The 19,236-nt window shown below is 61.0% G+C and carries 16 protein-coding genes; 10 read left to right on the plus strand and 6 right to left on the minus strand.

Translation table 11 applies throughout. The features are described 5' to 3' along the window. Positions 1-66 precede the first annotated feature (66 nt). The 5 genes from allB to ABHM97_RS16010 all read right to left on the minus strand — a co-directional run bounded on the left by allB (position 67) and on the right by ABHM97_RS16010 (position 6,275). Complete coding sequence (allB, locus tag ABHM97_RS15990; protein ID WP_079582128.1) at positions 67-1,416, minus strand: allantoinase AllB; 1,350 nt, start codon at positions 1,414-1,416, stop codon at positions 67-69. Next, positions 1,409-2,575: a glycerate kinase gene (locus tag ABHM97_RS15995; protein WP_349471450.1), complete on the minus strand. Its 1,167-nt coding sequence runs from the start codon at positions 2,573-2,575 to the stop codon at positions 1,409-1,411. Before ABHM97_RS15995 ends, allB begins: the two co-directional genes overlap by 8 nt. A gap of 25 nt (positions 2,576-2,600) precedes the next feature. Beyond that, positions 2,601-4,376, minus strand: coding sequence for a glyoxylate carboligase (gene gcl / locus ABHM97_RS16000; RefSeq protein ID WP_349471451.1), 1,776 nt, complete (start codon positions 4,374-4,376; stop codon positions 2,601-2,603). Positions 4,377-4,506: 130 nt separating this feature from the next. Continuing rightward, complete coding sequence (locus tag ABHM97_RS16005; protein WP_349471452.1) at positions 4,507-5,385, minus strand: 2-hydroxy-3-oxopropionate reductase; 879 nt, start codon at positions 5,383-5,385, stop codon at positions 4,507-4,509. Between the two features lie 86 nt (positions 5,386-5,471). Then, positions 5,472-6,275, minus strand: coding sequence for a hydroxypyruvate isomerase family protein (locus tag ABHM97_RS16010; protein ID WP_349471453.1), 804 nt, complete (start codon positions 6,273-6,275; stop codon positions 5,472-5,474). Between the two features lie 397 nt (positions 6,276-6,672). On the opposite strand from ABHM97_RS16010, the gene ABHM97_RS16015 reads away from it, so the two are divergent. From ABHM97_RS16015 to ABHM97_RS16060, 10 genes are all read left to right on the plus strand, one after another. Further along, positions 6,673-8,478 (plus strand): AAA family ATPase, encoded by a 1,806-nt coding sequence (locus ABHM97_RS16015; RefSeq protein ID WP_349471454.1) that lies wholly within the window; start codon positions 6,673-6,675, stop codon positions 8,476-8,478. Positions 8,479-8,480: 2 nt separating this feature from the next. Continuing rightward, positions 8,481-9,338 (plus strand): ATP-binding protein, encoded by an 858-nt coding sequence (locus ABHM97_RS16020; RefSeq protein WP_349471455.1) that lies wholly within the window; start codon positions 8,481-8,483, stop codon positions 9,336-9,338. Then, positions 9,331-10,740, plus strand: coding sequence for a response regulator (locus ABHM97_RS16025; RefSeq protein ID WP_349471456.1), 1,410 nt, complete (start codon positions 9,331-9,333; stop codon positions 10,738-10,740). The genes ABHM97_RS16020 and ABHM97_RS16025 overlap by 8 nt, the downstream gene beginning before the upstream one ends. Before the next feature lie 43 nt (positions 10,741-10,783). Continuing rightward, positions 10,784-11,779 carry a LacI family DNA-binding transcriptional regulator gene (locus ABHM97_RS16030; RefSeq protein ID WP_349471457.1) on the plus strand — a complete coding sequence of 332 codons (996 nt, stop codon included), beginning with the start codon at positions 10,784-10,786 and terminating at the stop codon, positions 11,777-11,779. A 199-nt stretch (positions 11,780-11,978) separates the two neighbouring features. Further along, positions 11,979-13,298, plus strand: a complete 1,320-nt coding sequence (locus ABHM97_RS16035) for an ABC transporter substrate-binding protein (protein WP_349471458.1) — start codon at positions 11,979-11,981, stop codon at positions 13,296-13,298. 3 nt (positions 13,299-13,301) lie between these two features. Continuing rightward, positions 13,302-14,234 (plus strand): carbohydrate ABC transporter permease, encoded by a 933-nt coding sequence (locus ABHM97_RS16040; protein ID WP_349471459.1) that lies wholly within the window; start codon positions 13,302-13,304, stop codon positions 14,232-14,234. Beyond that, complete coding sequence (locus ABHM97_RS16045) at positions 14,231-15,130, plus strand: carbohydrate ABC transporter permease (RefSeq protein WP_349471460.1); 900 nt, start codon at positions 14,231-14,233, stop codon at positions 15,128-15,130. The genes ABHM97_RS16040 and ABHM97_RS16045 overlap by 4 nt, the downstream gene beginning before the upstream one ends. A gap of 47 nt (positions 15,131-15,177) precedes the next feature. Beyond that, the gene (locus tag ABHM97_RS16050; protein ID WP_349471461.1) at positions 15,178-16,281 is read left to right on the plus strand and encodes a Gfo/Idh/MocA family protein; all 1,104 of its coding nucleotides are present in this window, start codon (positions 15,178-15,180) and stop codon (positions 16,279-16,281) included. A 1-nt stretch (position 16,282) separates the two neighbouring features. Next, complete coding sequence (locus ABHM97_RS16055) at positions 16,283-17,029, plus strand: ThuA domain-containing protein (protein WP_349471462.1); 747 nt, start codon at positions 16,283-16,285, stop codon at positions 17,027-17,029. A gap of 5 nt (positions 17,030-17,034) precedes the next feature. Then, on the plus strand, positions 17,035-18,264 hold the full coding sequence (locus tag ABHM97_RS16060) for a Gfo/Idh/MocA family protein (RefSeq protein WP_349471463.1): 1,230 nt from the start codon (positions 17,035-17,037) through the stop codon (positions 18,262-18,264). Between the two features lie 500 nt (positions 18,265-18,764). Here ABHM97_RS16060 and ABHM97_RS16065 read toward each other — a convergent pair whose 3' ends face one another. Then, positions 18,765-19,172 carry a hypothetical protein gene (locus tag ABHM97_RS16065; protein WP_235517665.1) on the minus strand — a complete coding sequence of 136 codons (408 nt, stop codon included), beginning with the start codon at positions 19,170-19,172 and terminating at the stop codon, positions 18,765-18,767. Positions 19,173-19,236 lie beyond the last annotated feature (64 nt).

Genomic DNA, 19,236 nt, shown 5'->3' on the forward strand with positions numbered 1-19,236 from the left:
GCACCGCGCGAGGCGGTGCCGCGGGACGGCGGTGGCCCGTAGGCATTGACTGCCATGACGGTGGACCTAAACGTTGCCGCGGCGGAGCAGCTTGCCGCCGGGGTTCTGGCCGTCGATCGGGGTGCCGCGCAGGTAGGTCTTGCGGACGACGCCGGCCAGGGGACGGCCGTCGTACGGCGTGATCGGGTTCTTGTGCTTGAGCTTGGTGACGTCCACGACGAAGGCTTCGTCCGGGGCGAAGATGGAGAAGTCGGCGTCGTAGCCCAGTGCGAGCTGGCCCTTGTTGTGCAGGCGGGCCAGGGCGGCGGGCTTCTCAGCCATCCACGAGACAACCTGTTCCAGCGGGATGCCGCGGTGGCGGGCTTCGGTCCAGATCAGGGACAGGCCCAGCTGCAGTGAGGAAACGCCGCCCCACGCCACAGCGAAGTCACCGTTCTCCAGGTCCTTGAGGTCCAGTGTGGAGGGCGAGTGGTCCGAGACGATGCAGTCGATGGTGCCATCCTGCAGGCCCTTCCAAAGGAGCTCGCGGTTGGAGGCCTCGCGGATGGGCGGGCAGCACTTGTAGGCCGTGGCGCCGTCGGGGATTTCTTCGGCCATGAGCGTCAGGTAGTGCGGGCACGTCTCAACGGTGAGGTTGACGCCGTCGCGCTTTGCCGAAGCGATCATGGGCAGTGCGTCGGAGGAGGAGAGGTGCAGGATGTGGGCGCGGGCGCCGGTCCAGCGGGCGCGTTCGATGACCTCGGCGATGGCCTTGTTCTCGGCGCCGCGGGGGCGGGATGCCAGGAAGGTTTCGTAGTGGTCGCCGCCCGGGTGCGGGGCACGGTCGATCGCGTGGGAGTCCTCGGCGTGCACGATCATGAGGGAGTCGAAGGACTTGAGCTCAGCCATGTCCTCTTCCATCTCATCTGCATCGAGGTGCGGGAACTCGTCCACGCCGGAGTGCAGGAGGAAGCACTTGAAGCCGAAAACACCTTCGTCGTGCAGCGGACGGAGGTCGCCCTTGTTGCCCGGGATGGCACCGCCCCAGAATCCGACGTCCACGAACGCCTGGTCCTTGGCGACGACGCGCTTCTGCTCCAGGCCGTCCACGGTGGTGGTGGGCGGGATGCTGTTGAGCGGCATGTCGATGATGGTGGTCACGCCACCGGCAGCTGCGGCACGGGTGGCGGAGGCGAAGCCTTCCCACTCGGTGCGGCCGGGTTCGTTGACGTGGACGTGGGTGTCCACCAGGCCGGGGATGAGGGTTTCGTCGTCTGCGAGTTCGATGACCTCGTTGCCCGTCAGGCCGTTGCCCAGCGGTTCGATGGCCACGATGATGCCATCGCGGATGCCAACTTCGCGGGCTGCGATACCGGCGGTGGTCAGGATGCGCTGGCCCCGGATAACGAGGTCATAGGCGCCGATTGCTTCAGACATTGAGGTACTCCTTGTTTTCGGTCCGTTCCGCCAGGTACACGCCTATGTGCTTACCTAATTGTTCAAGCAACGGACCTGCTTCAGCGATACATTTTTGGACATCTTTTTCCAGATCGGTCAGTGCATGGACCGTATGGAAGCCGGCGTCCGTGAGTTGTTCCCGGCTCAGGGTACTCCGGCCGCACACGGCGATCACGGGAACCCCGGCCCTCTGTGCCGCCCGCGAAACACCCATGGGCGTCTTGCCGAGCAGGCTTTGCTCGTCCAGGCTGCCTTCTCCGGTGATCACCAGGTCTGCGCCCTTGAGCCTGCGCTCGAGTTCAGTGAATTCAAGCACGACGTCGATGCCTGGCCGCCGCTCTGCCTTCAGTGCCGCGATGGCAATGTAGCCAACGCCGCCTGCTGCTCCTGCGCCCTCTGCCTTGGCAGCGTACTTGGCGTGCTGCCCGGTTGTTGCTGCGAGCACGTCGACGAAGTGGCTTGCTGCGGCGTCCAGTTCGGCGACGTCGTCCGGCGTCGCGCCCTTTTGCGGACCGAAGATGGCTGGGGCTCCGCTGGCCCCCAAAAGGGGATTGTCGACGTCGGACGCCAACACGAACTCTGTTGCCTCGATGCGGACGTCGAAGTTGGAGAAGTCGATGCTGTCGATGTCCGCGAGAGCGGCACCGCCGCCGGGGAGCTCGTTGCCGTTCTTGTCCAGGAAGACGGCGCCGAGGCCCCGCAGGACGCCTGCGCCGGCGTCGGTGTTGGCGCTGCCGCCGACACCCAGGATGATCTTGCGGCATCCGAGGTCCAGCGCGGCGCGGATGAGTTCACCCGTGCCGATGCTGTTGGCCTTCTTGGCCGTTTCGCTGCTGGGGCCCTCCGGGAGGAGAGCCAGGCCGGAAGCTGCCGCCATTTCGATGACAGCTTCCTGGTCCTTGATGGCGAAGTCCGCTTTGACGGGTTCGCCAAGCGGGCCCGTAACCGTGGTGGTCCGCCGGGTGAAGCCGGAGCCGATGGCGGCGTCGATGGTTCCTTCGCCGCCGTCGGCCACCGGAATGCGTGTTGCTTCAATGCCTTGGCCGAACCCCGCCTGCAGGCCTGTTGCCAGGTGCTTGGCGACGTCGGGCGCGGACAGCGAGCCCTTGAATTTGTCCGGGGCGATGACAACACGCATTCCGGTGCCTCCCTTCTTTACTTACTTACGCTTTGGTCAGGATCGCGGTGGGTGCGTCCGCCGCGGTCTCTGCCAGCTCTTCGAACTCGTTCACGCCGTTGATCTCAACGCCCATGGAGATGTTGGTGATCTTTTCCAGGATCACTTCAACCACCACGGGAACCTTGAACTCGCCCATCAGTGCCTTGGCCTTGTCGAAAGCGGCAGGCAGGTCGTTCGGGTCCTCAACGCGGATGGCCTTGACGCCCAAGCCTTCGGCAACCTTGATGTGGTCGACGCCGTAGCCGTTTGTCTCCGGGCTGTTGATGTTCTCGAAGGCCAGGGAAACGTTCTGTTCCATGTTGAAGCCGCGCTGGCTCTGACGGATCAGGCCCAGGTAGCTGTTGTTCACCACAACGTGGATGTACGGCAGGTTGAACTGTGCGCCTACGGCCAGTTCCTCGATCATGAACTGGAAGTCGTAGTCACCGGACAGGGCAACAACGGTGGCGTCCGGGGTGCCGCGTACAACACCCAAGGCAGCGGGAGCGGTCCAACCCAGCGGGCCGGCCTGGCCTGCGTTGATCCACTTGCGGGCACCAAACACGTGCAGCATCTGAGCGCCGGCGATCTGCGACAGGCCAATGGTGGACACGTAGGTGGTGTCGCGGCCGAAGGCCTTGTTCATTTCCTGGTACACGCGCTGCGGCTTGATGGGCACGTTGTCGAAGTTGGTCTTGCGCTGCAGGGAGCCCTTGCGCTCCTGGCACTCGGCAACCCAACCCGAGTAGTCCGGCAGGGTCTTTGCTCCCTGGCGTTCGCGGGCCAGCTCCAACAGACCGTCCAGCGCCGCACCGGCGTCGGACGCAATGCCCAAGTCCGGCGAGAAAACGCGACCGATCTGCGTCGGCTCAATGTCGATGTGCACGAACTTACGGCCGGCCGTGTATGTGTCCAGGCCGCCGGTGTGGCGGTTGGCCCAACGGTTGCCGATACCGATCACGAAGTCGCTCTGCAGGAACGTCTCGTTGCCGTAGCGGTGCGAGGTCTGCAGGCCAACCATGCCGGCCATCAGCTGGTGGTCGTCCGGGATGGCGCCCCAGCCCATCAGCGTGGGGATCACGGGAACGTTCAGGATCTCGGCCAGCTCAACCAGCTGAGCGGAAGCGCCGGCGTTGATGATGCCGCCACCGGCAACGATCAGCGGGTGCTTGGCGGCGGTCAGCAGGTCCAAAGCCTTTTCCAGCTGCTTGCGGGAAGCCTTGGGCTTCTCGATGGGCAGGGGCTCGTAGGCGTCGATGTCGAACTCGATCTCGGCCATCTGAACGTCGATGGGCAGGTCCAGCAGAACCGGGCCCGGACGACCCGAACGCATCAGCTGGAACGCCTTCTGGAACGCGCCCGGAACCTGGCCCGGCTCCAGGATGGTCATGGCGAACTTGGTCAACGGCTTGGCGATGGACTCGATGTCCACGGCCTGAAAGTCTTCCTTGTGCAGCTTGGCAACGGGTGCCTGGCCGGTGATGCAGAGCATGGGGATCGAGTCTGCCTGGGCTGCGTACAGTCCGGTGATCATGTCCGTGCCAGCAGGGCCCGACGTGCCGATGCAGATGCCGATGTTGCCATCAGCTGCGCGGCTGTAGCCGTCAGCCATGTGGCTGGCGCCTTCAACGTGGCGGGCCAGCGTGTGGCGGATGCCGCCGTGGGCACGCATTGCTGAGTAGAAGGGGTTGATCGCTGCGCCGGGCAGACCGAAAGCTTCGGTTGCGCCTTCCTTTTCCAGGATGGCTACGGCCGCATCAACGGTGCGCATCTTTGCCATGGTGTACTCCTTGTTTTTTGCCCTTTCGGGCGAAGTCTGTGGTGTTTTTGGGTGTGGTGAGGGAGCCGCCGTCGTTTAAGTACGACGGCGGGTTCCCTACTTGTGTTGCTTGGTGCCTTTGGGCGGGTGCTTACTTCCGGCCGCTGAGCTGGAGGACCTGTTTGAAGAGGCCCGAGTGGTCGAGGCCGCCGTCGCCCTGGTTGACGGTTGCGGCGACGAGCTGGGCGACGACTGCGCCGAGCGGGACAGCGACGTTGGCTTCGCGGGCTGCGGAGGTGACGATGCCGAGGTCCTTGTGGTGGAGGGCCAGGCGGAAGCCGGGGTCGAAGTTGCGGTCGAGCATCTTCTGACCCTTCTGGTCGAGGACCTTGGAGCCGGCCAAACCGCCGCCCAGGACCTTCAGTGCTGCGTCGGTGTCTACGCCGTAGGCCTCGAGGAAGGCGATGGCCTCGCCGAGGACCTGAATGTTGACGGCCACGATCAGCTGGTTGGCTGCCTTGACGGTCTGGCCGGAGCCGGACGGGCCGACGTGGACGATGGTTTTGCCCACTGCGTTGAGGACGTCCTGTGCTGCCTCGAAGTCAGCCGCTTCGCCGCCGACCATGATGGACAGGACGGCGTCGATGGCGCCCTGCTCACCACCGGATACGGGAGCGTCGAGCGGGCGGATGCCTGCTGCTACGGCGTCATCCGAGAGGCGCTTGGCGACGTCCGGGCGGATGCTGGAGGCGTCGATCCAGATGGTGCCCTTTTTCGCGTTGGCGAAGACGCCGTCCTTGCCGCTGACTACACCCTCAACGTCGGGGGAGTCCGGGACCATGGTGATGACGACGTCGGCGTCCTTGACTGCTTCCGCGATGCTCGTGGCACCCTGGCCGCCCTCGGAGACGAGCTTGTCGATCTTGTCCTGGCTGCGGTTGAAACCGGTGACCGTGTGGCCGGCCTTGACGAGGTTGATGGCCATGGGGAGGCCCATGATTCCGAGTCCGATGACTGCAACGTTGCTCATTGTGCTTCTCTTTCTGAAAGTCTGTGTTTTAACTCGTGCGGGCTATTTGGTGAGCGCCGCTGTTTTGGTGAGTGCCGCCGTCGTAATCAGTTGGCGTTGGCGCGCTGGCGGATGGCCCAGCTGAAGGCCGTTTCCTGCGGCTCCTTGTACTCGAGGCCGATGTAGCCGTCGTAGCCGAGTTCGCGGCTGCGGGCGATCCACTCGCCGAGGGGGAGGGTCCCGGTGCCGGGGGCGCCGCGGCCGGGGTTGTCGGCGATCTGGATGTGGCCGAAGTCCTTGGCGTGGTTCTCGATGACGGATTCGACGTCGTCGCCGTTGACTGCCAGGTGGTAGAAGTCGGCGAGGAGCTTGATGTTCTGTGCGCCGGATTCTGCCTTGACGCGGGCGATGACCTTGAGTGCGTCTTCGGCGGTGAGGAGCGGGTACTTGGGTGCGCCGCTGACCGGTTCGAGGAGGACGGTGCCGCCGATGCGGGCGACGCCTTCAGCTGCTGCGGCGAGGTTCTTGACCGCGAGTTCGTCCTGCTCTTCAGGGGTGAACTCGTCCTGGCGGTTGCCGTAGAGGGCGTTGAAGGCCTTGCAGCCGAGGCGCTCACCGATGCCTGCTACGACGTCGATGTTGTCCTTGAACTCGGAGCAACGTCCCTTCCAGGAAACCAGGCCGCGGTCGCCGCCGGGCATGTTGCCAGCGTTGAAGTTCAGGCCCGTGAGCTGAACGCCGGCGTCCTTGATGGCTGTTTCAAACTCGATTGTCTCTTTGTCGGTGGGAACCGAAGTGGCGAAGGGCCACCAGAACTCGACGGCGTCAAAACCGGCTGCCTTCGCGGCGGCGGGGCGCTCGAGCAAGGGCAGCTCCGTCAGGAGGATGGAGCAGTTCACTGTGTACGTCATCGTAGGTCCTTCCGAGGAGGGGCTTGGATCTATCTTCCGTGGTTTGGCTGCTGCCTTGGTGTTTGGCTTCAGTTTCCGCTTTGTGGAATTTAGATTCTGCTTTATGAAAAGTTTAGGCAAGGTGAGGGTGTGAGTCAAGGGGGTGGGTGGGGAGGTGGGGGTTTGGGATACCAACGAACCGCGCTTATACGATCCGACCTTGGGTGCGAACCTGTGCCCGAGCTCCCTACGCCGCAGGAGGTGGCCCCGCCGCATTCTTCGGGGGGTGGGGGAAGTAGCGGCGCCTAGACAACGACATCGAAGATAAGTCAACTATTGTGGAGGTCATGTGTGATTAGACCTGCTAGTCCGGCGGGTTTGGACTGAAAGGGCTCGTCTGACTGTGTGGATATCTCGTATGCGGGTAACAGGTGGCTTCCTGAACGGTCTCGACGTCACATTCAGCGAGGGCTTGAACGTCATTATCGGAGCACGCGGCGCAGGTAAGACAACATTGCTGGAGTTGATTCGGCACGCAGTTGGGGCCAAGCATGCCGACGAGCGCCAGGCGCGAAGGCATCAGGCGTTTCTTGACGCCGTCCTTGGACTTGGGGAGATAGTGGTCGACCTTGAGACCGAGCAAGGTGGTCGCCACCTTGTTGTCGACGCTAAGGGTGGCGGTCAGAGAGCGGATCTATCAAACTCTGTTCTGGTTCTTGGGCAAAACGAACTTGAGAGCATCGCCTCTGACGCTGCGAGTCGCCTCAATCTTCTGGACCTTCGGACCGGTACTGCTGCAGATATTCCCGATCGTACGGGCGCATCCGAGCTCACCGCGGACCTGTTCCGTCTCAGGTTGGAAATCGAAACCCTGAACGAGGAGTCCACTAAACGGGATCGTCTTTTGGCGGACAAGGAGATTCTAGGAGCCCAGGAAGCCTCCATCCTGAGTGGGGGAGGCGATGAGCTGGCCGCCCGGCGTGAAGCACTACGGGCCAAGGAGCAGTTAGTTATCCGTAGTACCCGAGAACTGGAAGCATTTGGGGAGCTCCAGCAGCTTCTGCCGCGTATTGTGGCTGCCCAGGAGCAGCAGGCGGAACGATTGGCAGAGCTCCATCGGTTGACACTGCCATTGCCCGGGGTGCAGTCAGTTGTGGAAAGTATTTCGGCCGCGCAGGTGTTCTCAGAGCTGCTACTTGACGAGATTCGCCCCCTAAAATCGGCGATTCAGGACGCGGATGCCCTGACCCGCGAGGCAAACCTCAGGTTCCGGGAAGATGCCGCTCCTTTGAGAGCAAGCCTGGAAGAAGCTGAAACCGGACTTGGTCAGATAACTTCGCAGCTCAGAAATGTGGAAACCGAGTTGGATGCGCTAGTCGAGAATGACAAACGTATTGAGGCTGCAGAAGTGAGATATGACGAAATCCGGAAGCATCGCGCAGTCATTCTAGACGAAATTGAAGCGATCGAGGAGGGACAGTATAAGATTCGTGAGGAATTGGCGCGAGCTACAACTGGTCAGATCTCCCGCAATGTAGTCATTGTCGTTGAACACCTGGCAGATGTCGGGGAATTTCGACAGGTACTTCAAGACTGTCTCAAAGGTACAGGCACAAGGGTGAATCTGATCGATACGGTCGCAGAGAGCATCCTGCCACGCCAATTGCTTGAAATCGTGGAGACTTGTGACAGTGATGGGCTGGCTGTGGCAGCCGGTATACCCGTAGAGCGAGCAGAACGACTTATTCAGAACTTGAGCCGCGAAGACACGCTGCGCAGTTTGACCGAGGTCTCCTTGCAGGATCGGGTTGACTTTCGCTTGCGCGATGGGTCCGTCGAAAAAAGTGTTGACACTCTGTCGACTGGGCAGAAGTGTTCTGTCACTCTTCCTGTGATCCTTTCTGAGCAGCACCGAACACTAATTCTTGATCAGCCGGAAGACCATCTCGATAATGCCTACCTGGTTGAGCATGTTGTCGATGGAATAACTCGCCGTTCAAATGCTCAAACCATCATTGCAACACACAATGCCAACATTCCGGTCCTCGGATCCGCGGATACTGTTGTTGTCCTTGCCAGTGATGGAAAGACTGGTGAAGTGGTCTCGTCTGGAAAGTTCGATGATGATTCTGTCGTCGACTGGATCACGGGTCTGATGGAGGGTGGTCGGGAGGCATTTGCCCGTCGCTCAGAGTTTTATGCAACACATGGGGAAAGCTCATAACGATGGATGCTTCCAAGCTTGAGGCGCTCAAATCCAAAGCGCCGAATGAACGCGCAAAGGTTGCAAATTGGCTTCAGCAGCATCCATATGAGATCCCAACTCCGGACTTGATGCGCGCCCTCCAATTTGAGACGGTTCCACAGATCCGCAGGGCTTTGAATAATGTTCTAGAGGCGCGACAAAGGCGCCGGGAAGACTCCAAGCCCTCCAAACCTGAATCCTCTATGATGCCGGTGGTAGAGCCAAGCTTAGACATCGCTGCATTGATTCGACATGAGCTGTCGCCAGCAATCGGATGGATCCGCCTCGCCGGTGACAAAGAAATAGGTGAATTCGAGAAGAGTGAGACCGACAGGGCCGTAAAGAAGTTGCAACGAAGGATAGACGGGCTCATTGCGCTGATAAAGCAGGCGGGTGATTTGAATCTTCAGCGGATATGCCTGGTCGATGCGCTGGTCGAATGTTGGCCAGATCCTGCAAGTCGGCCCCGTGTGCGCCCAGAAATCGATCCGCAGAGGAATGAGATCTCTACCGACTCAAGCCTGTTTACGTTGCTTATGTCCAATATCTACCAAAATGCCATCGATGCATCCCGTGAGAGTGAGGGTTCTCCCAGCGTGGATGTGTCATGGGGTGTCACCAGTGAACGCTTTTGGGTTCGTATTTCTAACCCATTTGTTGGCGCAAAATTTACATTGGCTGATATATTGCAGGTTGGTGTTTCCACGAAGGCTGCTCATCAGGGTCATGGAGTTGCTCTGATTGTGACCGTCGCCAGCCGTCTGGATTTAGATTTTGATATATTTGGGAGTAGTGGTCTTGCTGCGGCCACCCTAAGCGGAAAGATTTCAGTTGTCTGAGCATATTGCGGTACTCGTTGAGGATGATCCCGAGCAGATGAAGATTTCAGCAGCAATTATCGCGGAACAGGGTTTTAGAGTCATTCCGTTTGATGCTGTCGAAGCTGCACTCTCATATCTTGAGAGTAGTTCGGATTTCATCGATCTATTCGTTCTAGATCGTCGGTTGCCGATGCGTATAGGCGAGCAGGCTGCCGATGAGTTGGGTGATGCTCTCCTGTCTGAAGTACGAAGTTCATATTCGGATGCAAGGGTTATCGTCTTTACTGGATATACTAGTGATGGCCTATTTCAAGATGCTATGAAAGGCAGTGGGCAATTCCCTATTCGCAGTTCCAATCCTGTCGACAGAATCTCTGTTCTTAGGAAGGATCAGTCGATTGAGTTCCGCAGACTTGTAGCAGAATTCGGAAGGTTGTTACAGGAACTAGATGATATTGAGATTTCCGAAGACACAAACAATCGCGACATATCCGTTAGAGACCAACGCCTTCTTCGCCGCGTAGCTTATGAGTTCGATGCAGTATCTTTGCGTCCCACATCGTTGACCGGAGGGTTGACCGGAGCTCAGGTATGGAGTTGCGAGATTCATCAGGATCAAGGGCACGTCGCAAATGTCGTTGTTAAGCGAGCGGAAAAGTTGCCATCGCTTGCTGGACTACAAGATCTGCTGCCCTTAAGTACTGCTGCGACTACTCGCGCCAGTGTGGCGGGACTCATCGGGGGAGGGCATGTATCGATTTTGCGTCTTGCGGGAGCTAATGCTCGCTCCCTTTCCCGTCACATGGCAGAGGATATCGAGTCTTCATCTGACTTTGTGGGTCAGGTCTCAGAAGCACTGGATCGGGTTCAGGAACGTGTTGAAACTGTCACGTTGGAGGCCCTCATTTCGCCCATGTTGAGCTGGGAAAAGTTGGATGCGTTGCTTAGGTCCCATGATGTTCCTAGACCGTCTCCAAGCATGCGCATCAGTACTAAGATCGGCATGCGACACGGGGATCTTCATGTAGCTAACATCATGATTGCCGGCAGTGAAGCTGTCTTGATCGACTTCGATAGTAACTGTTTCGGATCTGCCCTCTTGGACCCGGTCACGCTTTTTCTTTCGACGTTAGTTCATCCGGATTCACCTCTGCGAGGAGCGGGTTGGCCGGATGCCACCGAAATCGAAGCAAACCTAGGGACGGACAGGTTTGGTGTAACACACGCAGGCTCTCCATTTTTTGGGGCTACGCGGCAATGGATAAGCTCTCGTCGGTCGAATCAACGTGAGTTTTGGGGCGTCGTGCTTGGCTTTTGCGCTCGACAGCTGCGTTATCCGGACGTTGTAGCCGATTCCGATGTTCTCAATAGAACACTGGTCATTGTGAGGAAAGCTTCAGCTATCTTGAGGAATTCCTGACGACTTGGAGACCGGTCGTCTCTGCTCGCGGAAGGACAATCTAATGGCTCGAGCGACAGTTCAAGATGTCGCCAGGACGGCGGGTGTGTCCGTGGGGACGGTTTCGCGCGTCTTGAACGGGAGTTCGGCTGTAAGCGAGGCGGCCAAGGAGAAGGTCAATGCGGCCATTCGCCAGCTCAGCTACCGGCCTCTCGCCTCGGCAAGAGACCTCCGCCGCGACCGGACCATGCGCGTTTTGGCCTTGGCTAAGAACCTGGACTCCCTCGTGATCAGCGAAGTCTTCCGAGGCGTCGGGGACGCTGCTGCGGATTCGGGCTACGTCAGCCTCATCGCGGCCACCGACGGGGATTTGGATCGCGAACAGCAGCTCGTGGACATGCTGCGCAACGGCTCTGTGGACGGGCTGGTGATTTTTTCGCCAACAATGTCGGACGACGACGTTAACACAGTCGCCGAGCAGATGAGCGTGGTCCAGGTGTGTGAAATCGTCGACGCCGAAGCAGCATTCGGAGTGTCCATCGATGACCGCCAAGCCGCCTACGACATCACCAAGCACTTGATCTACACCGGCGCCAAGAAGCTGGCTATGCTCGCCCACCGAGGGGCCCGCTCAGGCAGGCTCCGTGAGGAGGGCTTCCGTCAGGCGCTTGAAGAGGCGGGCTTGGAGTCGGACCGGATCCTGTTCGGCGATGGCAACTTCGGCTTCCACGCCGGCCGCACGCTCGCCAAAAAACTTCTCAAAGCAAAAGACCTTCCTGACGCAATCTTCTGCGGAACGGATGTCGTCGCCGCCGGGTGCGTTCGGGAACTCACGGATGCCGGAATCCGAGTTCCACAGGACATCGCCGTGGCAGGTTTTGACGACTCAGCCCAAGCGGAAATGTGCGTCCCGGAGCTGACCACAGTCCGCCAGCCAGCCTACGATATGGGCCGCGTTGCCTTCGCTGAGCTCTTGGAACGGATGACCGTCGAGGGCTCACATCGCAAGGGAAGAACCTTCCTCCCGCACGAACTCGTCATCCGAGACTCCACGAAATAAAGAGGGTTGACAGCCCTCCGTGGTCCCTGTCACACTACTTTGGAATCGATTCCACGGCCGCAAGGCCGATTCTTTTGAACACATTTGGAATCGATTCCACGAATCACAGGAACCACCGGCAAAGAAGCCACCCTCAGCACGCGGGACAGCCCAAACGCGCGCTGAACTCCATCGCCCACAGCCACCAAAGGAGCCACTTGTGGACTTGAACCGACCTGCTTCCCCGCTCCAGAGCCAGAACAAAGCAACGCCCCGCAACCGAAAAGCACTGGCCGCAGCAGCAATAGCCGCAGCCCTCCTCCTCAGCGCGTGCGGCGGGGGAGCCGCACCCCAAGGTGCCGAGCAAGCGGCAGCTGCCGATCCGGCGTCGGGCGCTAATGCCAGCGGTGCCGTGAACATCTGCGGCGTCAAGGACGCAAGCGGCATCTACAAGGGCACGGCGGAAGCGTTCACCAAGGCGAACGGCAAGGTCACGGCCAAGTACACCGAGATCGGCGCCACCACGGACGAGGCCCGCACGCAGATCGTGCAGCGGCTCGAAGGCAAGTCCACAGAGTGCGACCTCTTCCTCACGGACGTCATCTGGACCTCCGAGTTCGCCTCCCAGGGCTGGCTGCTGGACCAGACCAAGCTGGTTGAAGCCAACAAGGATCGGCTCATTCCCTCCACTGTGGAAACCACCAAGTACCAGGACAAGTACTGGGCCTCGCCGTTCTTCACCAACGCCGGACTGATCTACTACCAGAAGGACAAAGTAGCCAAGCCAGAGACCTGGCAGCAGCTCTACGCGGAAGCCGCCAAGGCTCCCGGCAACGGGTACGTCTACCAGGGCAAGCAGTACGAGGGCCTCACGGTGAATTTCCTCGAAATGCTCTACAGCGCAGGCGGCGAAGTCCTGGACGACCAGGGCAACGTCACCATCGACTCCAAGGAAACCCGCGACGTCCTCAACTTCATGAGCGACGGCCTTAAGAACGGCTCAGCCGACCGCGCCGTCCTCACCTACAACGAGGACCCGGCCCGCCTCGCTTACGAGTCCGGCAACTTCGGATACCAGCGCAACTGGCCGCACGTGTACCGCCTGCTGAACGCGACGCCGCTCGCGTCCAGCTTCGCCGTCGCACCGCTGCCGGCATGGGAAGGCGGCAAGGCCTCCGGCGTGCTCGGCGGCTGGAACCTCGCAATCTCGGCCCACTCCACCAACCAGGCCGGGGCTGTCGCGTTCATCGACTTCGCCACCACCCCGGAGTGGCAGAAGCACGTGGCCATGGACTACTCCCAGGCACCGGTGAACGAGGCCGCCTACTCGGACCCGGCGGTTCTCCAGAAGATGCCGTTCGCCACGGAACTCCTCGCTTCGGTGAAGGGTGCCAAGCCGCGCCCGATCTCGCCGGTCTACCCGCAGATCAGCCAGGCGATCTACAAGAACGTCTACGCAGTCCTGTCTGGCACCGCCTCCACAGAGGACGCCGTGAAGAAGATGGACGAGGAAATCACCGCAGCCAAGGCGAGCTTCTAAGTCATGGCCATCAGAACACTCCACGCGCCGGCAAAAACAAGCGGCCGCGACCGCGCCGAACGCAAGCTCGCCTTCCGCATGACCGCCCCATCGCTGGTGATCATGGCGCTGGTTGCGGCTGTTCCCATCGGCTACGCCATCTGGCTTTCTCTGAACCAGTACAGCGTCCGCACCGCCGGCCTGTCCCGTTTTGTCGGCTTGGAGAACTACATCAACGCTCTCGCAAGCCACGAGTGGTGGGCCGCGTTCGGGCAGACGTTCATCTTCGCCGCCTTCTCGGTCAGCTTGGAACTCGTCCTGGGCACGGCCATGGCGCTCCTGCTCAACCTCGCGTTCAAGGGCCGCGCCGTCCTGCGCACCGTGGTTCTGCTGCCGTACGCGATCATCACCGTGGTCAGCGCCATCACCTGGCAAACGATGTTCCAGCCCAACATGGGCCTGGTCACCAACGTCCTCTCCGCACTGGGGCTGCCCGGCGGCGACGTGGTCTGGCTCGGTGAGCACGGTTACGCGATGGCCGTGATCGTCATGGCCGACGTCTGGAAGACCACCCCGTTCGCGGCGCTCATTATCCTGGCCGGCCTGCAGGTCATCTCCGCCGAAACGTACGAAGCCGCGGAACTCGACGGCGCCAGCAAATGGCAGACCTTCGTGAACATCACCCTGCCGCTGTTGCGTCCGGCGATCGTCCTCGCCGCGATCTTCCGCACCATGGACGCCCTACGCGTCTTCGACCTGCCGTTCGTCCTCACCCGCGGCGCCAACGGCACCGAATCCATGTCCATGCTCGCCTACACACAACTGCGCGAAAACCGGCTGGTGGGCGAAGGATCGGCGCTGTCCATCCTGACCTTCCTCACCGTCATGGTGGTCTCGGTCATCTACGTCCGCTTCGCCGGCGGCAACATCCGCGACGTCGCGAAGGAGGAACAATGAGCACGCTGATTGCAGAACGCCCGACGGCGGAACTCGCCACGCGCCCCAAGGCGCCAAAGCGTCGCTTGCGTGGGGAATCGAAACTGCATCCCCTGGTGTGGGTGTTCGTGGTGGCCGTCATGGCTTTCTCGCTCATCCCGTTCTACTGGCTGGTCAACACCTCCCTTAAGAAGGGCGCGAGCCTGTCCCAAGGCGAGCTCTTCCCGAGCCAGCCGACCCTTGAGAACTACCTGGTGGTTTTCCAGAACCCCGAGTTTCTCCTGGCCTTGCGCAATTCGGTGATTATCGCCGTCGTGACTACAACCGTGGCGCTGGTGTTCGCGTCCTTCGCCGCGTACGCGCTGGCCAGGCTGAAGATGCGCCGCAAGGCGATGATCCTGACGCTCATCCTCTCGGTCACGACGTTCCCGGCCATCGCCATCGCGGCCCCGATGTTCTCCATCTGGCGCGAGATCGGCCTGTACGACACCTTGCTGGGCCTCATCATCCCGAAGCTGACGTTCGCGTTGCCGCTGGCGATCTACACGCTGACATCGTTCTTCAAGGAGATCCCGCGTGAGCTGGAGGAATCCGCGTACATGGATGGCGCCACACCGTTTGTCGCCTTCCGCAAGGTCATCCTTCCTCTGGCGGTCCCTGGCCTGGCGACGACAGCGATCCTGGTGTTCATCTCGGTCTGGAACGAATTCCTCCTGGCCGTCACGTTGACCACCTCGCCCGAAGCCCGCCCTGTGCCGGTCGCGATTGCGTTCTTCAGCGGCACCAGCGAGTTCGACCAACCCCTCGGCACCATCAGCGCGGCATCGGTGATCATCACCGTCCCGCTCGTCATCCTGGTGCTCCTTTGCCAGAAGCGCATTGTGTCCGGCATGACCGCGGGCGCGGTCAAGGGCTAACCCCACTTTCAGCCATCCCAAGTAACCACAGAAAGAACAGGAACAACGTGAGCATTCAGCAGCAGGCCCCGTCCGCAACCCTCAAGGTGGGAGTTGTGGGCATCGGTTGGGCCGGCCAGCAGCACCTCAAGGCGTACAGCACCATCGACGGCGTCGAGATCGTCGCCGTCGCCGGAATGGAAGCTGACCTTCTTGCCCAGATGAAGGAGGAGTACAGCATTCCCCACACCTTCGCCCGCTGGGAAGACATGATCGAGCTTGAAGGCCTCGACGCCGTCAGCGTCGCCGTGCCAACGTTCCTGCACGCCCCTATCGCGATTGCTTCGCTCGAGCGGGGACTGCACGTGCTGAGCGAAAAGCCGTTGGCGCGCAACGCCGTCGAGGGTCAACAGATGGTGGACGCCGCCCGCAAGGCTGGCCGCGTCCTTGACGTTGCGTTCAACCACCGCCGCCGCGGCGACATCCAGGCGCTCAAGGAAGTAATCGACGCCGGGACGCTGGGTCGCCCGTACTACGCCAAGGCGTCTTGGCTCCGACGCCAAGGAATTCCGATGCTGGGCAGCTGGTTCACCAACCCCGAACTCGCCGGCGGCGGGCCGCTTGCTGACATCGGCGTGCACGTCCTCGACTACTCGCTGCACCTCCTCGGTGAGCCCAAGGTGCTGGCCGTCTCGGCGTCGACCCATTCCGAACTCGGCCCGCGCGGCCTCGGCGGCAACGCGAGGTACACGGCGTCGAACTCCAGCCACAAGTTTGAAGTGGAAGACTTCGCCTCCGCGTTCATCCGGCTGGAAGGCGGCGGAACCCTGATCCTGGAAGCCGGTTGGGCCACGTACCGCGACGAGCGGGACCTTATGGACTTCACCGTTTACGGGACCGACGGCGGCGCGGACTTGCGCTCGGTCGGCGCCTCCGAGAACCCGGTGGCGGACGTCCACGTCTTCACCGAGAAGGACGGCGAAAACGCGGACTTCGAAGTGGTGGCCGAACCCGGGCGAGCCCACCAGGCGGTCGTCGACGACTTCATTGCCGCCGTCCGCGGCGGCGAGACCGTGTGGGGAAGCCACGACGGTTCGCTCGCCCTCAGCCGGGCCCTAGTGCTTGATGCCTGCTACAAATCCGCCCTTGAACAACGTGAAGTGGTGCTCTGAAATGTCTGATTCGAAATTGAAGATTGTCGTCTGGAACGAAGCTGTCCACGAGGCCCGTAACGAGCCCGCAACCATCGGCGAGATGTACCCGGAAGGAATCCACGGCGCTATCGCCGCCGGACTGCGCGGCTTCTACCCGGACTCCGAAATCACGACGGCGACACTCGCCGATCCCGAACACGGCCTCTCTGAAGAGGTGCTGGAGCAGACCGACGTGCTGCTCTGGTGGGGGCACATCGCCCATGGGGAAGTCGCGGAGGAAGTGGTGGAGCGCGTGCAGCGGCATGTGCTCGGCGGAATGGGACTGGTGGTGCTGCACTCCGGGCACTTCGCGAAGATCTTCACTCGATTGCTGGGGACCACGTGCTCGCTGAAATGGCGCAACGAGGGTGAACGCGAACTCGTGTGGACGGTCAAGCCGTCACACCCCATCGCAGCCGGCATTGAGAGCCCGATTGTGATTCCGCAGCAGGAGATGTACGGCGAACTGTTCGACATTCCTGAGCCCGACGACCTGATCTTCATCAGCTCGTTTACCGGGGGAGAGGTGTTCCGCTCCGGCGTGACGTTCTCGCGCGGCAAGGGCCGGATCTTCTACTTCAGCCCCGGCGACCAGGAATACCCGGTGTACCACCAGCCGCAGATCCAGAAGGTCATCGCCAACGGGGTCGGTTGGGTGGCGCAACCGGGCATGTTCCGGGAGGCGCCGGAGGTCTCCAACCCTGCGCGGGACTGGTTCGAGGCTTAAAGACGATGAACACTCCTCTTCCTGGTGGCCGTCCGTTGGGCGTGGCTGCCATCGGTTACGCCTTCATGGGGAAGGCCCACTCGACCGCGTGGCGGAACGTGGCCAGCTTCTTCGACGTCCCGGCCGTCGAGCAGAAAGTGCTGGTTGGCCGGGATGCCTTGGCGGTGAGCGAGGCCGCTGCCAAGTATGGCTGGGCCGAGTCAGCCACGGACTGGCGTTCCGTGATTGCGCGGGACGACATCGACATTGTGGACATCTGCGCACCGGGCTGGATGCACGCGGAGATCGCTCTGGAAGCTCTGGCTGCCGGGAAGCATGTGCTCGTGGAGAAGCCGTTGGCCAACACGCTGGGAGAGGCCGAGCTGATGGCTTCCGCGGCGGCTTCGGCTCGCGAACAGGGCGTGCAGTCGATGGTCGGGTTCAACTACCGCCGCGTCCCGGCACTCGCATTGGCCCGCGAACTGATTGCCGAAGGGCGTCTTGGAACCGTGCGGCACGTCCGTGCCGCCTACCTGCAGGACTGGCTTTCCGACGTCGAAGCCCCCATGAGTTGGCGGCTCCGCAAGGAGACCGCCGGCTCCGGCGCGCTTGGCGACATTGCTTCCCATGCCATTGACCAGGTCCAGCACCTCACCGGGCAGAACGTCACGGAGGTGACGGGCACGTTGCGGACCTTTGTTGCCGAACGGCCCGGTCCGTCGGGGCTGGAGAAAGTGACAGTGGACGACGCCGCGTGGGCCACTTTGGGGCTGACCGGCGGCGTAAGCGCCTCGGTGGAAGCGTCACGGGTGGCTACCGGACAGAAGAACTCGCTGAAGATTGAGATTTACGGGTCGCTGGGCTCGCTGACTTTCGACTTGGAGAACCTGAATGAGCTCGGCTTCCTGGACGCTACGCTTCCCGTGCGCGAGCAGGGGTTCCGGCGGATCCTGGTGAACGAGCCCGGGCATCCGTACGTTAAGGCGTGGTGGCCTCAAGGACATGTTCTTGGGTGGGAACACACCTTCACGCACCAGGTGCGCGACTTCCTGCTTGCCGTTCGCTCCGGCGAGGCGCCGTCGCCGTCGTTCGATGACGGGCTGCAGGTCCAGCGGGTGCTGGCCGCCGTCGAGGAGTCGGCGCGGAACAGGAGCATGGTGACAGAGGTGGAAGAGGCGCTTTCACGGACGACTATCTTAAGGTCCGTTGCACCAGTAGATGGATTTCCCGAGTTGGCGGACACTGGATCTACGTGACGAGAGGACCCCGACGTCACAACAACATCGCCCTTTGTTTGCAACCTGCTAATCCTTAGACCACCATCCGTTGACCAGGCAGGTGCTTCGAATTCCCCGGGTACGCTGCCGATGATTTCGATTCTTCTAACGCGACAACGACATTGCGTCGGCTGCCGTGACTACGGGATTGGTTCCGCTCCAGTCTCCGGATATCAGATCAACAGTCGTGGCCAGAAGGTGGCTCGGATGTGAAAGGAGGCGCTCATTGCCGCTAGAGGCCTACGCTTCTTTGCGAGCCCTGCGGCGCGAGGATATCCCAGCATCGATTGCCAAGGCGGCTGCTGCTACAACGAGCCCGACACCTAGCGAGGGTAAAACGCCGAGGATCGGCCACATGATGGCGAAAGAGATGAATCCAGCCAGAAACACGATTAGAGTGCGGCGCATTTGAGGAGTCACTTTCATAAGGTGACGCTACCACGGCAATTCTGCCGTGGTAGCGCCTTAGCGGGAATGGATCAACTGTTTGCGGCACCGATGACGCCACTGACAAAGGCCCAGAACGCGCCCGCCGCCATCGTGCAGTAGAACGAGTTATCTGAGCACCATTGGTTCAGGTCGAGCTCTGTGCGAGGGGGCTGGTCAGCAATCAGTTGAACCATATTGACTGATCCCACGTTATAGCCGTCCCGGTAGCCGGTGAGGGTACCGCTACAAGCGTAGGGATCGTGGCCGTTCCAAACCGTTGTTCCCCAACTGCTTGCACAAAAGTAGTCGACGCCCCCAGTTGCGTTTGCTGGCGCAATGGCAAGTGGTGTTACTACCGCGCTGACTGCCAGGGCGGCCCCCAAGAGTGTAATTCGAAGCTTGGTGTGCCGCTTTTTCTGGGCTGGCGTCGCGTCATTGACTAGTACATCAGACTGCATAATTCCCCAGATCCGGAATGGCTAAATGGCCCATTCCTCTTCGTCGGTCAAGACCGAGTTGCCT

Source organism: Paenarthrobacter sp. CAP02 (assembly GCF_040137855.1).
Classification (GTDB): Bacteria; Actinomycetota; Actinomycetes; order Actinomycetales; family Micrococcaceae; genus Arthrobacter.

Coding starts and splice junctions, on each gene's coding strand:
- allB (WP_079582128.1), bottom strand. CDS start 1,416: ATGTCTGAAGCAATCGGCGCCTATGACCTCGTTATCCGGGGCCAGCGC.
- ABHM97_RS15995 (WP_349471450.1), bottom strand. CDS start 2,575: ATGCGTGTTGTCATCGCCCCGGACAAATTCAAGGGCTCGCTGTCCGCG.
- gcl (WP_349471451.1), bottom strand. CDS start 4,376: ATGGCAAAGATGCGCACCGTTGATGCGGCCGTAGCCATCCTGGAAAAG.
- ABHM97_RS16005 (WP_349471452.1), bottom strand. CDS start 5,385: ATGAGCAACGTTGCAGTCATCGGACTCGGAATCATGGGCCTCCCCATG.
- ABHM97_RS16010 (WP_349471453.1), bottom strand. CDS start 6,275: ATGACGTACACAGTGAACTGCTCCATCCTCCTGACGGAGCTGCCCTTG.
- ABHM97_RS16015 (WP_349471454.1), top strand. CDS start 6,673: ATGCGGGTAACAGGTGGCTTCCTGAACGGTCTCGACGTCACATTCAGC.
- ABHM97_RS16020 (WP_349471455.1), top strand. CDS start 8,481: ATGGATGCTTCCAAGCTTGAGGCGCTCAAATCCAAAGCGCCGAATGAA.
- ABHM97_RS16030 (WP_349471457.1), top strand. CDS start 10,784: ATGGCTCGAGCGACAGTTCAAGATGTCGCCAGGACGGCGGGTGTGTCC.
- ABHM97_RS16040 (WP_349471459.1), top strand. CDS start 13,302: ATGGCCATCAGAACACTCCACGCGCCGGCAAAAACAAGCGGCCGCGAC.
- ABHM97_RS16045 (WP_349471460.1), top strand. CDS start 14,231: ATGAGCACGCTGATTGCAGAACGCCCGACGGCGGAACTCGCCACGCGC.
- ABHM97_RS16055 (WP_349471462.1), top strand. CDS start 16,283: ATGTCTGATTCGAAATTGAAGATTGTCGTCTGGAACGAAGCTGTCCAC.
- ABHM97_RS16060 (WP_349471463.1), top strand. CDS start 17,035: ATGAACACTCCTCTTCCTGGTGGCCGTCCGTTGGGCGTGGCTGCCATC.
- ABHM97_RS16065 (WP_235517665.1), bottom strand. CDS start 19,172: ATGCAGTCTGATGTACTAGTCAATGACGCGACGCCAGCCCAGAAAAAG.